Annotated in this window: 12 protein-coding genes; 6 read left to right on the plus strand and 6 right to left on the minus strand. The window is 72.5% G+C overall.

What is annotated here, in order from left to right:
- Positions 1 to 20: 20 nt before the first annotated feature.
- Positions 21 to 1,331 (minus strand): ABC transporter substrate-binding protein, encoded by a 1,311-nt coding sequence (locus ACTWQH_RS16605; protein WP_443287340.1) that lies wholly within the window; start codon positions 1,329 to 1,331, stop codon positions 21 to 23.
- A 485-nt stretch (positions 1,332 to 1,816) separates the two neighbouring features.
- Between ACTWQH_RS16605 and ACTWQH_RS16610 the strand changes: the two genes are divergently transcribed.
- The gene (locus tag ACTWQH_RS16610) at positions 1,817 to 2,941 is read left to right on the plus strand and encodes a substrate-binding domain-containing protein (protein ID WP_443287341.1); all 1,125 of its coding nucleotides are present in this window, start codon (positions 1,817 to 1,819) and stop codon (positions 2,939 to 2,941) included.
- 12 nt (positions 2,942 to 2,953) lie between these two features.
- Here ACTWQH_RS16610 and ACTWQH_RS16615 read toward each other — a convergent pair whose 3' ends face one another.
- Positions 2,954 to 4,084: a substrate-binding domain-containing protein gene (locus ACTWQH_RS16615; RefSeq protein WP_443287342.1), complete on the minus strand. Its 1,131-nt coding sequence runs from the start codon at positions 4,082 to 4,084 to the stop codon at positions 2,954 to 2,956.
- 391 nt (positions 4,085 to 4,475) lie between these two features.
- Between ACTWQH_RS16615 and ACTWQH_RS16620 the strand changes: the two genes are divergently transcribed.
- From ACTWQH_RS16620 to ACTWQH_RS16635, 4 genes are all read left to right on the plus strand, one after another.
- Entirely contained in the window at positions 4,476 to 6,413 is a 1,938-nt protein-coding gene (locus ACTWQH_RS16620; protein ID WP_443287343.1) for a rhamnogalacturonan lyase family protein, read from the plus strand.
- A 76-nt stretch (positions 6,414 to 6,489) separates the two neighbouring features.
- Positions 6,490 to 6,768, plus strand: coding sequence for a hypothetical protein (locus ACTWQH_RS16625; protein ID WP_443287344.1), 279 nt, complete (start codon positions 6,490 to 6,492; stop codon positions 6,766 to 6,768).
- A 160-nt stretch (positions 6,769 to 6,928) separates the two neighbouring features.
- Positions 6,929 to 8,146: a PQQ-dependent sugar dehydrogenase gene (locus ACTWQH_RS16630; RefSeq protein WP_443287345.1), complete on the plus strand. Its 1,218-nt coding sequence runs from the start codon at positions 6,929 to 6,931 to the stop codon at positions 8,144 to 8,146.
- Positions 8,147 to 8,345: 199 nt separating this feature from the next.
- Positions 8,346 to 8,555 (plus strand): beta-propeller fold lactonase family protein, encoded by a 210-nt coding sequence (locus ACTWQH_RS16635; RefSeq protein WP_443287420.1) that lies wholly within the window; start codon positions 8,346 to 8,348, stop codon positions 8,553 to 8,555.
- Here the strand turns inward: ACTWQH_RS16635 and ACTWQH_RS16640 are convergent.
- The 3 genes from ACTWQH_RS16640 to ACTWQH_RS16650 form a co-directional block, all read right to left on the minus strand.
- The gene (locus tag ACTWQH_RS16640; protein ID WP_443287346.1) at positions 8,552 to 9,190 is read right to left on the minus strand and encodes a TetR/AcrR family transcriptional regulator; all 639 of its coding nucleotides are present in this window, start codon (positions 9,188 to 9,190) and stop codon (positions 8,552 to 8,554) included. The genes ACTWQH_RS16635 and ACTWQH_RS16640 overlap by 4 nt on opposite strands.
- A 142-nt stretch (positions 9,191 to 9,332) precedes the next feature.
- Positions 9,333 to 10,931 carry a S8 family serine peptidase gene (locus ACTWQH_RS16645; protein ID WP_443287347.1) on the minus strand — a complete coding sequence of 533 codons (1,599 nt, stop codon included), beginning with the start codon at positions 10,929 to 10,931 and terminating at the stop codon, positions 9,333 to 9,335.
- 476 nt (positions 10,932 to 11,407) lie between these two features.
- Positions 11,408 to 12,010 (minus strand): hypothetical protein, encoded by a 603-nt coding sequence (locus ACTWQH_RS16650; RefSeq protein ID WP_443287348.1) that lies wholly within the window; start codon positions 12,008 to 12,010, stop codon positions 11,408 to 11,410.
- A gap of 41 nt (positions 12,011 to 12,051) precedes the next feature.
- Between ACTWQH_RS16650 and ACTWQH_RS16655 the strand changes: the two genes are divergently transcribed.
- Positions 12,052 to 12,183 (plus strand): hypothetical protein, encoded by a 132-nt coding sequence (locus tag ACTWQH_RS16655; RefSeq protein WP_443287349.1) that lies wholly within the window; start codon positions 12,052 to 12,054, stop codon positions 12,181 to 12,183.
- A 240-nt stretch (positions 12,184 to 12,423) separates the two neighbouring features.
- Here the strand turns inward: ACTWQH_RS16655 and ACTWQH_RS16660 are convergent, their stop codons facing one another.
- Complete coding sequence (locus tag ACTWQH_RS16660) at positions 12,424 to 13,761, minus strand: RICIN domain-containing protein (RefSeq protein ID WP_443287350.1); 1,338 nt, start codon at positions 13,759 to 13,761, stop codon at positions 12,424 to 12,426.
- Positions 13,762 to 14,210 lie beyond the last annotated feature (449 nt).

Below are 14,210 nucleotides of genomic sequence, written 5' to 3' on the forward strand. Positions count from 1 at the left end.
GTGGGGGCGGTGGGCGGGGGTCAGTCGCCGACGTCGAAGCCGCGGATCCGCAGCTGCTCGATGGTGTCGTCCTGCCATCGGCGCAGGGCGGAACTCAGGCCGTCCGGCTGTCCGATCGAGCCCGACATCTCGTCCATGAGGCTGGCGAATCCCTCGGTCATGTCCGGCCCCCACTCCCAGGACGGCGGGACGCTCTCGGCGGCGGCGAGGGCGACCTCGGGCAGGCCGATGCCCTTGACGTAGGGGTTGGCCGCCTCCAGCTCGGTGCGCCACGCCTCGAACAGCTCGGTGTTGGCGGGCATCGCCGTGCTGACGGGGGCCGCCGCGGCCACGGCCTCGGGGGAGGTGGAGACCCAGCGGGCGAACTCCATGGCCTCCTCGGGGTGGGAGGCGCCCTCCGGCACGGCCAGCGTCGAGCCGCCGTAGTTCCCGGCGGCGGGGTCGTCGGTGTCCCAGGCCGGGAGGGGCACCACGCCCCACTTCCCGGCGAGTTCGGGCACGAAGCGGGAGAGGTTGCCGGCCATCCAGGGGGCCGCGATCATGCCGAGCGAGCGGCCCTGCCGCAGGTCGGCGATGTGCTTCTCGGCGAAGACCGGCTCGGCCCACACCAGGCCGTCGGCGATCAGGGCGTCCCAGTAGTCGGCGACGGACCGGCTCGCCTCGTCGGTGGCGTCCACCTCCCAGGCGCCGCTGGAGGTGTCGAACCACTCGGCCCCGGCCTGCCAGGCGAGCCCGGCGACGAGTCCGGCGTCCGTGTTGCTGACGGTCGCGATGACGCTGCCGGGATGCCCCGCGCGGAGCTCCTCGGCGCTCTCGCGGAACTCCTCCCAGGTCGTGGGGGGTTCGAGGCCGTACTCCTCGAAGAGGTCGGAACGGTACAGCAACACCATCGGAGCCATGTTGACCGGCAGCGCGGCGATGTCGCCGCCGAGCGCCACCTGGTTCCAGGCCCACTCCGGGTACTGGTCGCGCAGCTCCTCGACGCCGAAGGACGTGATGGGCTGGATGACGTTGTGCGTGACGAACGCCGGGACCTGCGGGTACTCGACGTTCACGACGTCGGGCGCCCGCCCCGCGCGGACCGCGTTGTACATCTTCGAGTAGCCGCCGGCGGTCCCGGCGGGGATCAGCTCGAAGGTGACCTCGATGTCGTCGTGGGTGGAGTTGAAGCGGTCGACCATCTCCTGTGAGCCGGAGGTCCACGACCAGAAGGTGATGCTCGTCCTCCCCTCCTCGGAGCCCGAGCCGGGCGAGCCGCAGGAGGCGAGCAGGGCGACGGCTGCCCCGGCCGCGAGCAGGCCCCGGACGAGTCGGTTTCGTCGGTGAAACACGGCAACGGCTCCTAGGTGTGGCGTGCGCTACTGCACCTTGGCCCAGTCGCATCCATGAGTCAATAGAAATGATCGAGATTGTTCATGATCGAGCATTGGGGCCAGGATGCTCAACAATTGATCATGCAAGCCGCGCCGCCCGCCGCTCGGCTCGTTCACGCGGTGTGGCCGAGATCGCTCGGCGGCACGCCCCAGGCGGCGCAGCTCGTTGCCGAGGCGCACGCCGAGCGCCCGGGCGCCGGCCTGGTCGCGCCCCGCCGGGCCGGGCGCGAAAGGAGCGGGTCGCGCGGGCATCGAGATGAGCACGTTCGGTAGTCCCGGGTCACTGCCGAGCGTGACGGGGGTGGGCTCTTCCAGCCTTGCTCACGCACGAGCGTCAATCAAGAGGAATGTCTCACATGCATTCAATATTGGCAACAATCATCTAGGATGCTCAACAGATGCTCAATGGATGCTCGCGAGGAGACGCCACGGGAGGTGCTCGCATGTCCGGCATGCTGGTCGCGCAGCGACAGGAGCTGCTGGTGCGGGAGCTCCAGGCGTCCGGGATCGCGCGCATTCCCGAGCTGGCGGCGCGGTTCGGGGTGTCGGCCGGGACGATCAGGCGGGACCTGGCGGACCTCGCGCTCGCCGGCCGCGTGACGCGGATACGCGGCGGCGCCATGCCGGCCACGGGGCTAGCCGGGACCGATCCGGCGGCGCACGCCACCGCGCGGCCGCGCCCCGCCGGGCCGCCCGCGACGGGGCCGGAACCGGCCGCCGAGCGCAGGACCGTGGGCCTGCTGGTGCCCTCGGCGACGTACTACTACCCCCAGGTCGTCGCGGGCGTGCGGGCCGTGGCGGCCGAGCGGGGGGCCCGGATCGTCGTCGGCCTCACCGACTACGCCCAGCCGCGCGACCTGCAGCAGATCGAGGAGCTGTACGCCTCCGGCGTCGACGGGCTGCTGATCGCCTCCGCCGGCGGCCACCGCCTCTCGCCGGAGACCCTCGGCCGGCTCCGCTCCGGGGGGCGCCCCTTCGTGCTGCTGGAACGCCAGCCCCCGAACGCCTACGAGCCGTGCGAGTTCGTCGTCACCGACCACCGGCAGGGCGCGTACGCGGCCGTGCGGCACCTCGCGGAGCTGGGGCACGAGCGCGTCGCCCTCTTCACCACCGGCAGCCCCACCGCCGCCCTGGTCCGGGAGGGGCACGCGGCGGCGGTCGGGCGGCTCGGCCTCGTGCCGTCCGCCCCGGTCACGGACTGCGGCCAGCCCACCCGCGGCTCGGCCGAAGCCGCGAAGGCCTACGAGGAGTTCATCGACGCCTGCCTCGCCACCGGGTCGCACGCGGCGCTCGTCCACTCCGACCACGACGCGATCGAGCTGATGCAGCGCATGCGCTCGCGCGGCCTGCGCACGCCGGACGACCTTGCGCTCATCGCCTACGACGACGAGATCGCCGCCCTCGCCGAGGTGCCGCTCACCTCGGTGGCGCCGCCCAAGCAGGAGCTGGGCGACTACGCGGCCCGGCTGCTGCTGGAGCGCCTCGAGGCCGCGGAGCCGCCGCCCGTGCGGCAGATCATCGCGCAGCCGCGGCTCATCGTGCGGCAGTCCTGCGGCGGCGCGCGCTGAGGCGGCGCGGCCTCAGGCCCGGGTCGCCGCCCCGCAGGAGGACCTGACGATCAGGCGCGGCTGCACGAGGATCTGCCGCACCGGCGGCGGGTCGCCCGCGTCCAGGCGGTCGAGGCGCTCCAGCATCAGCCGCGCCGCCAGCTCGCCGAGCTCGTGCTTGGCCGGGGCCACCGCCGTCAGGGGCACGTCCGCCAGGGCGGCGATCTCGTCGTCGTACGCGATCAGCGCCAGGTCGTCCGGCGTACGCAGCCCCTGCGAGCGCATGCGCTGCATCAGCTCGATCGCGTCGTGGTCGGAGTGGACGAGCGCCGCCCGCGTGCCGCTGGTCCGGCAGGCGTCGATGAACCCGTCGTAGTGCCCGGCGGCCTCCGCCGCGCCCGGCGTGGGGCGGCCGCTGTCCCGGACCGGGGCCGAGGCGTCGAGGCCCAGCAGCTCGACGGCCGCCGCGTACCCCTCGGCGATCGGCGCGGCGGTGGGGCTGCCGTTGGTGAACAGGCCCACCCGGTCGTGCCCCAGCTCCGCCAGGTGCCGCACCGCCGCGACCGCGCCCTGCCGGTGGTCGGAGGCGACGAACTCGTAGGGCCCGTACGGGTCCTGCGGCTGGCGTTCCAGCAGCAGGAAGGGCAGGCCCCCGGAGCGGAGCCGGTCGAGCGTCTCCTGGGGGAGGAGGTGGCCGCCGGCGGAGGTGACGAGCAGGCCCGTGGCGCCGGCCGCGCCCAGCTCCTCGATCTGCCGCGAGTCGTCGGGCCGGGCGTAGTCGGTCAGGCCGATGATGATCCGCGCGCCGTGCTCGGCCGCCGCGGCCCGGACCCCGGTGACCACGCGCGGGTAGTAGTAGGTGGCGGACGGGATCAGCAGCCCCAGCGTGCGGGCCGGCCCCGTGGGGGAGGGGAGAGCGGCCGCGCCCGCCGGCCGTGGCACGGCTCCCTCGGCGGCGGGCGCCGCCGAGGTCGGCGTGGCCAGCAGGGCCCCGCCTCGGACGCGGGTGACCCGCCCCTCGGCCTCCAGGTCGGCCAGGTCCCGCCGGATGGTGGCGCCGGAGACGCCGAGGCGGGAGGCCAGCTCGGACACCTTCAGGCCGCCGGCGGCTTCCAACTCCCGCAGCAGCAGCCCGTGCCGCTGGGCGACGAGCATCTCGGCCATGACCCTCCCCGCGAACAGGTGGCGAACATCCTAGGTGAACGGTACCGATCATCCCCCGGCGCGTGTCGCGAACGGGGCCACGCGCACCCCGCCCCGCCGCATCGTGAATGATGATGGACTCTCGCGATCATTAGCGTTCACTAGCGAGTTATAGCGGTCACTTCTATTGACGACTGTTCATTCCTGTTCCAAGGTGCATGGCAAGGCAGAGAGAGGCAGTGAGAGGGAGCCGCCCTCGCCCACCGTGCGCCGCACCGAGCCCCAGGCCCCACCGAACCCGATGCACCGGAACGCCGTGCGCGCCGGCCCCGGCCGCAGCACGTCTCCTCCCCTCCCGACTCCTCCGCCGAACAGCCTCCACACCCCCCACCAAGAAGCCGAGGAGGTCTTCATGAAACACAAGCACCGGTGGCGTTCCGGCCGTTGGCGATCCGCCACCGCCGCGGGGATCCTGGCCGTGAGCGCCGCGCTCGTCGCCGGCTCCGCGAGCTTCGCCTCGCCCGGCGACTCGACGACCGCGGCGTCCTCGTCCGGGCCGGGCGCGTCGACGACGCAGGCCGCGCGCGTGATGGAGAACCTCGGCCGCGGCGTCGTGGCCGTGCGCTCCAGCGACACCGACGTGCTCGTCACCTGGCGGCTGCTGGGCCTGGACCCGGAGGGCATCGGCTTCAACGTCTACCGGTCCACCGCCGGAGGCGCGTTCGAGAAGCTCAACGCCGAGGTCCTGACCGGCGGCACCAACTACGCCGACTCCACCGCCGACCTGTCCCAGGACAACGCCTACCGCGTCGCGCCGGTGGTCGACGGCGCCGAGCGGGAGCCCAGCGAGGCGTTCACGCTGACCGCCGACCACGCCACGGAGCCGGCCGTGCGCCTGCCGCTGCGCTCCGGCGGCGCCGTGAAGTTCGTCTGGGCCGGTGACCTGAACGGTGACGGCGAGTACGACTACGTGCTGGACCGGCAGGAGTCGCCCCAGAGACTGGAGGCCTACTCCAGCGACGGGGAGTTCCTGTGGGAGGTCAACATGGGGCCGAACAGCACCAACCAGGACAACATCGAGCCGGGGTCGTCCACGATCGACGTGGGCCACAACGACGGCGTCACCGTCTACGACTTCGACAGCGACGGCATGGCGGAGGTCGCCGTGCGGATCGCCAACGGCGTCACCTTCGGCGACGGGGAGACCTGGACGCACGAGGACGACTCACGGCAGTTCATGGCCATCCTCGACGGCCGGACCGGAGCCCTGCGCAGCTGGTCCGCGGTGCCGACCGACTACCTCGCCGACGGGCCGATGGCCGCGCGCCTCGGCGTGGCGTATCTCGACGGCACCGCGCCCAGCCTGGTGGCGTTCCTGAAGAACCGCCAGGACGGCGGGGCCTTCAACCTCATGGTGGGCGCCTGGCGGTTCGACGGCGACTCGCTGGACCTGCAGTGGAAGTGGCTGCGCGGCGACCAGGACGCGCCCGACGGGCACAACTCACGCGCCATCGACGTCGACGGCGACGGGGCGGACGAGTTCGTCGAGATCGGCTTCGCGCTGGGCGGCGACGGCACCCTGAAGTACTCGATGGGACCCCAGGGCATCGTCCACGGCGACCGCTTCCACATCGCCGACATGGACCCGGAGCGCGCGGGCCTGGAGGGCTACGGCGTGCAGCAGGACAACCCCAGCGGCCTGCTGGAGTACTACTACGACGCCACGACCGGCGAGCTGATCTGGGAGCACGGCGGCGGCCCTGGCGACGTCGGGCGCGGCATGGCCGGCGACATCGACCCCCGCTTTCCCGGCATGGAGGTCTGGTCCTTCTCGGGTCTGTACAACGCGCCCACCGACGAGCTCACCGAGCCGGACACCGCGCTCGCCCCGTGGCCGCAGCTGGGCCTGCACTGGGACGGCGACCTGACCATGGAGCTGCTCAACGACGGCAAGATCGAGGAGTGGGACCCGGAGAACCCGACGGACAGCGCCGACCTGCCCCGCCTCCATGAGGTCGGGGACTACGGCGCGGTCACCGCCGCCCAGGGCGGGCCCACCCTCTACGGCGACCTGATGGGCGACTGGCGCGAGGAGGCGGTGTACACCAACGCCGCCTACGACGAGCTGATCATCTTCACCACAGACCAGCCCACCGACACGCGGCTGTACACCCTCGCCCACAACCCCGCCTACCGCAACGCCATGACCTTCCACGGCTACATGCAGTCCCACCACGTGGACTACTTCCTCGGCGACGGCATGTCCCCGCCCCCGCGGCCCAACATCACCTACGCGGGAGCCGGTGCCGCCCTCGCCGCATTCGAACAGATATCCCGAAATGGCCCTTGACCAGCCAGGATTGTCAGTCCGAAGCGGTATCCTGTAAGGAGTCAGCCCGGGTTCAGCCAGGCCGAGGAGGTCGCCCATGCCAGTGGCGTACGCCCCGACAACACCCGTAGCCAAGAAGCCGCTCCCGGCGGGGATGCCCCGCGAGTGGTACGTGGCGCACAACCGCATGCTCAAGGCCATGCGCATCTCCATCGCCCTCCTCGAGGCGGGCGTGTACACCCCGCAGCAGGCGCGGAACGAGGTCATAGGCCGGATGGCCGAGCTCATCGGGGTCCACCCGCCGTCGCCGGTCACCTGCCGGCTGGTCCGCAGCCTCCTCTGGTCCTCCGACCCGAGGAGCCGCCTCACGCGATGAGCGGCCGCCCAGGCGGCGTTCCATCGAGGGCCGGGGCGTCCCGAACCACAGCCGCACCCTGGCGCGGTGCGGCGCGGGCGGGGTAGCGTCCCGGAGACCCCCCACATCACGAGAGCGCACATCCGCACAGAGATCCCCCCACGTTTCTTACGGAGTCGCCATGTCATCACGCCGCTGGGCCGGCGGGCTGTTGCTCGCGGCCGCCCTGGCATCCCTCGGACCGCTCGTCGCCTACGGCAACGCGGCCGAGGAGGCGGAGGATCCACCCAGCACCGCCGCCGTCCCGCTCGACGAGCTGGCCGCCACCTCCACCCAGGTCGCCTCCGGCCTCTCGCGCCCCATCGCGATCGCCGCCCCCGACGACGGCACCGGCCGGCTGCTCATCGCCGAGAAGCCGGGCACCGTCCGCGTCTACCATCCCGACACCGGGCTGGCCGAGAAGCCGCTGTTCAGCATCGCCGACGCCGTCGACGACTCGGAGAACGAGCGCGGGCTGCTCGGCCTCGCCATCCCGCCCGACTTCGCCGACAGCCGGGAGCTGTACGTGGCGTACACCGCGCTGGAGGACGGCGCCGTGACGCTGGCCCGGTACTCGCTGGCCGACGACAGCCTGGAGGTGCTGCTGAGCCAGGAGCACGCCAAGTTCGGCAACCACAACGGCGGGCATATCACCTTCGACGCCAACGGCCTTCTCTACATGGGCATCGGCGACGGCGGCGGCGCCGGCGACCAGGACAACAACGGGCAGAGCACCGACACCCTGCTCGGGAAGATCCTGCGCATCGACGTGAGCGCCGCCTGCGGCGAGCTGCCCTACTGCATCCCCGAGGACAACCCGTTCGTCGGCGTCGCCGGGGCCCGCGAGGAGATCTGGGCCTACGGGCTGCGCAACCCGTGGCGCTTCTCCTTCGACCCCGCCGACAACTCCCTGTGGATCGGGGACGTCGGCCAGGGCGCCCAGGAGGAGATCGACCACCTCGCCCCCAACCAGGGCGGCGCGAACCTCGGCTGGTCCTGCCGCGAGGGCACGGTGGAGTTCGACCCCGCTCACTGCCCGGACAACGCGGAATTCGTCGAGCCGGTCCACACCTACCCGCTCACGGGCGGCAACTGCTCGGTGATCGGCGGCCTCGTCTACCGGGGCCAGCAGTACGCCGACCTGGCCGAGGGCACCTACCTGGCCTCCGACTACTGCGGCGCCACGGCGATCGCCATCCGCCCCACCGCGGACGGCGCCTACGAGACGGCGGAGATCGGCACGTTCGAGACACAGCCCACGGCCTTCGGCGCCACCACCGAGGGCGAGTTCTACTACGTCAACGACCTGCCCGGCGGTCTGCACCGCGTCGAGTTCCAGGAGGCGGGCGGGGCAGGGTGACACCCCGCGCCCCCATCACGGGCCGCGCCGCGCCCGGGATCCCCGTGCTCGGCGCGGCCGCCGTGGCCCTGCCACTGCCCTCGGCGCGGGCCGCCGCCGCCCGTTCCCGGTCCAGCTGGGGGCGTACACCGGCGGCGACGCCGAGCACGGCATCGGCGTCGCCCACGCCGACGATGCCACCGGCGCCCTCCGGCTCGAGCTGCGGCTCCTCGGACACCACCCGTGCGGCGGGAGCGGACCCCGCCACGTCGGCCCGGACGCCGAAGAGCGCTGGATGTTCGTCGCCAGCCAGGACTCCGGCTCCGTCGCCGTGTTGGCCCGGGACCCCACCACCGGCGCGCTCACCCCGGCCGGCGAGCCCGCGGCCCTACCCGCAGGCGGTGTGCGTGCTCCCGGCCAATACAGCTAGAGCGTCAGGCCGCGCTCCAGCACCGCGAGGGCGCGTTCGAACGTCGCCATAAGGTCGCTCCGCTGGCCGTGGCGGCCCCAGTCGTACACCGCCTGGGTCAGCGCGCCCATGACCGCCCCCACCACGACACGGAGTTCGAGGTCGTCCGCCGGCCGCCCGGTCCGCTCGGCGAGCGCCGCGCTCAGGTCCTCGACCATCCTGTCGTGGGCCTCGTGCACGTGCGCCCGCAGCGCGGGCACCTTGGACACCAGCTCCAGCCGCCGCGCGAACTCCGCGCTGCACTCCTCGTGGAGGAGGCGCGCCACCCCGATCACCGCCTCCCGCAGGGCGACCAGCGGCGGCTCGTCCGGCGGGCGGGCGAGGAGGAACCCGATGCTGGGGGCGGCGTAGTCCTCCGTGAGGATGATGTCTTCCTTGCTGGGGAAGTACCGGAAGACGGTGCTCGGCGAGACCTCGGCGGCCGCGGCGATCTGCTCGATGGTCGTGTTCTCATACCCCCGCTCGTCGATCAGCCGGTGGGCGGCCTGCCGGATCGCCTGGCGCGTGCGCAGCTTCTTGCGCTCACGCAGGCCGAGGTCGGCTTCGGCGGCGGCGAACGCCGATGACGTCGGTTCGGTGGGCGTGGCGGAGGACATACGGTTCATTGTCGGGCATCCTCGCGCGGACGGGGTAGGGACTCGATCGGCGGCCGGATCCGGTGTCTTCGCCGGCCCGGCGCCGACCGGCCCACGTTCTCACGCACGCGTACGCCGACGCCGACGGAGTTGCGCCGGCGGTTCACTCCGGCGCGTCGGCCCCGACCGAGGTCAGCGCGGCCCGCAGGTCCGGCAACGGCCCGATGTGCCGGTCGGCCGTGTCCGCTCCCTGCGGCTGGCCGGTCCGCACCAGGACGTCGCGGATCTGTTCCGCCGTCCACGGCTCCTGTCCCGTGGACGTGACGTAGGACTGGATCGCCGCCACCGCCGCGGTGACGATCGGGCCCGCGCCCGACGTGCCGCCGAACGAGTCCGTATAGCTGGCGTCACGGTCGCCCTCGACGCAGTGGAGCGTGCAGTATCCGGTGGTGACGATCTCGCGCCCCCAGCCCTGCAGGTCGAACCGCTGGCCGTGGTTGGAGAAGTCGAGGCGCTCGCGCGTGCCGCTGTCACCGGCGCCGACGAGTATCGAGCCGGAGGCGTTGCCCGGGCGGAACCACGGCTTCCCGCCCCTGGTGTAGGCGGGATGCTCGGTGCTGTTGTAGCCGTTGCCCCCGGTCGCCACGACCGTGACTCCCAGGCCGGTCAGCACCTGGATGGCCTCGTGCACGGGGACGTTCCACTCCAGGGGCGAGTAGCAGGTTCCGGACTCGGCGGGGCAGTCCGCGTCCGGGATCACCTGGCCGCCCTGCTGCTCCAGCAGCACCACGTCACCGGGCTTCAGGAACAGCTCGCCGCCGTCGTCCTCCAGGGCGGCGAGGAAGGCCAGCGCGGGGCCCGGACGCCATGACGTGTCGCCGTTCGGGAGCTGCTCGACCGGTGAGATGCCGTAGATCTCGGCGTCGGGGACTCCGCCGGTCACGCCGAAACGGTTGTCCACGGCGGAGAGCTGGCCGAAGACCGCCGTACCGTGGTCGTCGCCGAACGTGTCGTCGCGGACGAACCGGCCCTGGCCTATGTCGGTCGACCAGTCGAGCTGGAGATCCTCGTGGAAGGGATTCCAGTTGTACTCGAGATCGACGATCTTGATTCCGCCGCCACGCGCCCCCGGGGTGTCGCGCGAGAAGTCGGCGTCGATCCCGTTCACGGCGGCCGGGCCGAAGTAGCCCTGCAACGGCGTGAAGTCCGGAGTGTCGACGGGCTGCCTGCCGGCCGCGGGCGAGCTGGGCGGGGGAGCGGGCTCCGGAGCCGGCTCGGCGAACGCGACCTCCGGCAGCGTGCGGAGCTCGGCCAGGACCTCGTCGACATCGGTGTCCGCCGGAAGGATCAACGTGTACCAGGAGCCCAGGTCCGGCACCGGTTCACCGCCCCGCAGCCGCGGCCCCTGCGCGGCGTCGCGCAGCCCGCGCGCCGCGTCGTCGTCCAGGAACGGCAGGAGAGCCCGGGCGTCATGGCGGTCCAGCAGTGCCCGGACCCGCGGCAGGCCCTGCCCGTCGGCGCGGCGAACGGCCCTGCCGGAACCGCGGACGTTCAGCGCCTCCTCGAACTTGACCTCGACGACGACGTCCGCGCCGGTCAGCTCCGGACCCGGGGCCCCGGCCCGTACGCCGGCGTCGATGACGGTCCCGCCGCCGGCCGCTCGGGCCGCGCCGGCCGCACCCGCGCTCGAACCCACGGCGCCGGCCAGGCCGACCGCCGCCATCGTGGCGAACGCGACTCCCAGAACGAGATGCCGAGCCATGACGTGCTCTCCTCTCACAGGTGGGCGCAGCCGCCCGGGGCGCGGCCGCCGATGTCGCTGGCGGCTTCGAAGTCACGGCCTGCGCGCTGTTGCCGGCCAGCACCGGACCGTAGGCGTGGCGGAACTCGCTGAACCGCTCGGCCCACTTGTTCGGCGGCACCTGCGTGTTGTCCGTGAGGCTGACGGACCCGGCGAACGTGGTGCCGGCCAGCCGGCGGAGACAAGCATCGACACGAGAGCGGCGACCACACGCCCCACCAGAGCTCACCTCCGAGGTGCGTCCGACCTGATGCGCCAGTCCGTGCCGCCGCTAACACCCGGACCACCGGCCGGAGTTACGGGGATCCTGCCTCAGCCGTCGCGGGGTGGCAACCCCCTCACGCCGGGGCGCACGGGCCGGCTCACCGTTCACCGCACCGTCAGCCGGTGGTGGAACGGGGAGCGGCCGGTGATGAGCACGCGAGGGCCCGGAGGCGTCAGGGTGCCGTCCAGCCAGGTGTAGCGCTCGCCCGGGTCGACGACCGGAGGCTGGTGAGGTCGCCCTCCTCGCGGAAGACGAGTTCGATGGCGAGGGGCACCTCGGATTCCGTGACGTCGAAGGCGATGTCGAAGCCGGTGCCGGACTCCGTCACGAGGATCTCGGTGCGGAGCGTCCGGTATTCCTCGGGACGACGGGGGAAGTCCATCGCCGACCAGAAGCGGCCGTCGCCGGTGAGGGGATAGATGCCGTCGGGACGGCGGTGCTGAGGCGGGAGGGGGAGGTGGCAGGCGGCGCGGACGCGGGCGTTGAGGCGCCAGGTGCCGTTGCCCACGGGCTCAAGGCCCTCGGCACGGAAGTGGCCCAGGGAGAAGAACTGCGGGGAGAGCCGGACCGAGTCGAGGATCGCCGCCCCCTTGCGGACGCTGAGGAAGGTCGGGTTGGTGGACAGGCCGGAGGCGATGGCGCGGACCGCGGGGAAGTCGGTGCCGCCGAAGAGGGTGGCGGAGGTGTCACCGCGGCGGACGCGCACGGTCCGGGTGTCGGCGTCGTGGTGGGTGAAGCGGGTGGGCAGCGGCCGGGCCAGCTCGGGGTCGTCCATGACGTGAGCGAGCGCGTCGCCGGGCGGGTCCTCGAAGGGCGATGGCCAGCAACGCCCAGCCCGGCTTGGTGATCCAGCCGCCCCGGTCGATCCCGACGCCGGAGAGCACGTCGTCGACCGGCCAGTCGGCGTTGAAGACCGCCCGCCAGGCCAGCGCGATGCACCTGCCGTGACACGAGAGTTCATCCTGATGACAGGACAAGGTCCGTGCGGCAGCGAAGAATGTGAAGAGAGTGAAGGTTGTGAGGGCGGCGAGGTGGCGAGGACGGAGAGGGCAGCGAGGGCTCTGACGGACCGCCGGCCCTCGCGCCGTCGCGGTGTGACGACGGGGCGAGGGCTCGGGCGTCTCGGCTCGGTTCAGTTCGACGATGAACTCGGCGCGGGCGCCGCCGTGGTGCGGTTGGCCGGCGCCGCTAGCCGCCGGTGGGCGTGATGGCCAGGCGGTAGGCGAAGGCGGCGTCCATGCCGGTCACGGGGATGCTGACCTCGCCGTTGCTGACGGCGTGGGTGGTCTCGGAGACCAGGGTCGGCCCCTCGACATGGGTGAACCGGTCGGTGGTGGGGGCGCTTTCGAGGATGGCGTCGACCTCGGCCCCGAAGTCGGCCAGTCCCGTGACGTGGATCGTGTTGTCGCCGGACTCGTTGCCGAAGAGCACGTCCACGCGCTGGGCGCTCGGGTCGTGGCTGGCCAGGCCGTCGATCCCGGTCGTGGCGGGCGGGACGGACTCGACCATGTCACCCGTCATCTCCCCGTACCACACATAGAGCCAGTAGACGCCGGTGGGCAGCCCTTCGGGGGTCAGCAGGCCGCCGACGGTGCCGTACTCGTTCCAGAACGCGCGGTGGGCGGAACGGACCTGCGCGCGTTCGAACTTGGCGAGGTAGCTGGCCATGACCCCGGGGATGTTCATCTCCTCCGGGGTGCCGTACTCGTTGATGGCGATGGGGAGGGGGCCGATGCCCAGCTCGCCCTCGGCGGCGCGGTAGTCGGCGACGTTGGATTCGATCGCGACCGGTCCGCCCAGCTCGTGCCAGCAGATGATGTCCGGCACGGTGCCGGAGGCAACCGCGGAGGAGAGGAAGTCGCGCATGGCGGCACCGTCGTACCAGGAGAAGCTCGGGCCGACGATCGGCGTCTCCGGGTCGCCGGCGCGCACCCGCTGGAACGTCGTCGCCCAGCCGTCGTTGAACGGCCCGGCGGCCGCGGTGTCCCACGTCCAGTCGGGCTCGTTCCACAGCTCCCAGCCCTCGATGTTGGTGATCTCCGTAGCGGCGAGCCGGTCGCCGACTTGCGTGTCGACGCGAGCCAGCCAGTCGTCCCAGCTCACCCACTGATAGGGGAAGTTGGGATAGATGTCGGGCATGCGGATGATCACGGTCGCGCCGACGCGGTCGGCCTTGGGCGCGGTGATGAGGGCGTCGCCGCCCGGCGGCTGGCCGTTGGGCTGCTGCTGGACGCGGGGGGCGGGCTGGGTGACGGAGTGCATGCGCAGCGGCATGATCATGTCGTCCGAGGGGACCTCGTCGTCCTTGAGGGCGTACAGTCCGCCGGACGCGATCGCGCGGGTGGTGGGCCGGTAGGCGGATGCGGCGTTGACGGTGAGGGTGGCGCTCTGCGCGGAGACGGTCGCCGCGCGGGTGAGTACGAGCCCGGCGCCGAGGGCTGTGGCTGACGCCAGGACGGCGCGCCTGCTCGGTCCGCGCTCCACCCGCCGCCTCGCGTGGCGGGGGTGGGTGGGGGTGTCGGACACGGGAACCTCCTGGGTGGGGGGAGAACGTCAGCCGCGACCGGAGTCGTCCCAACCTGGCTTGGCGCGGCGTCCCGAAAACCTTTTCGGACCATAGGAGGAGTCATGCGGACGGTCAATAACTCGCACGCCTGAAACGCTTTCGGATTCGCTGACACCATGTGAGATGCCGCCGGGTGGCTGCCCGCTCCGGGGCATCTGCTCGACAGGTCGCTCGGGAGTGGCGAAGGACGACTACGGAGATGACCGCCGCGACCTCGGCCGCCGGCCGGAAGCCGACCCTGCGGGCCCGAAAGGCACCTGGCGCGGGCCGAGGCCGTTCGACCGCGTCCACGGTGGTTGGCCGTCGTCACGGGCCTGCCGGTCACCACCGGGCCGAACACCGGGCTGTTCTACGGCACACCGGCGGTCGCCCACCCCCTCGCGGGCGCTGCCGCCGTCCGGCCCGGCGC

The organism is Streptomyces sp. 6N223, from assembly GCF_052246635.1.
In the GTDB taxonomy this organism is placed as follows: Bacteria; Actinomycetota; Actinomycetes; order Streptomycetales; family Streptomycetaceae; genus Streptomyces.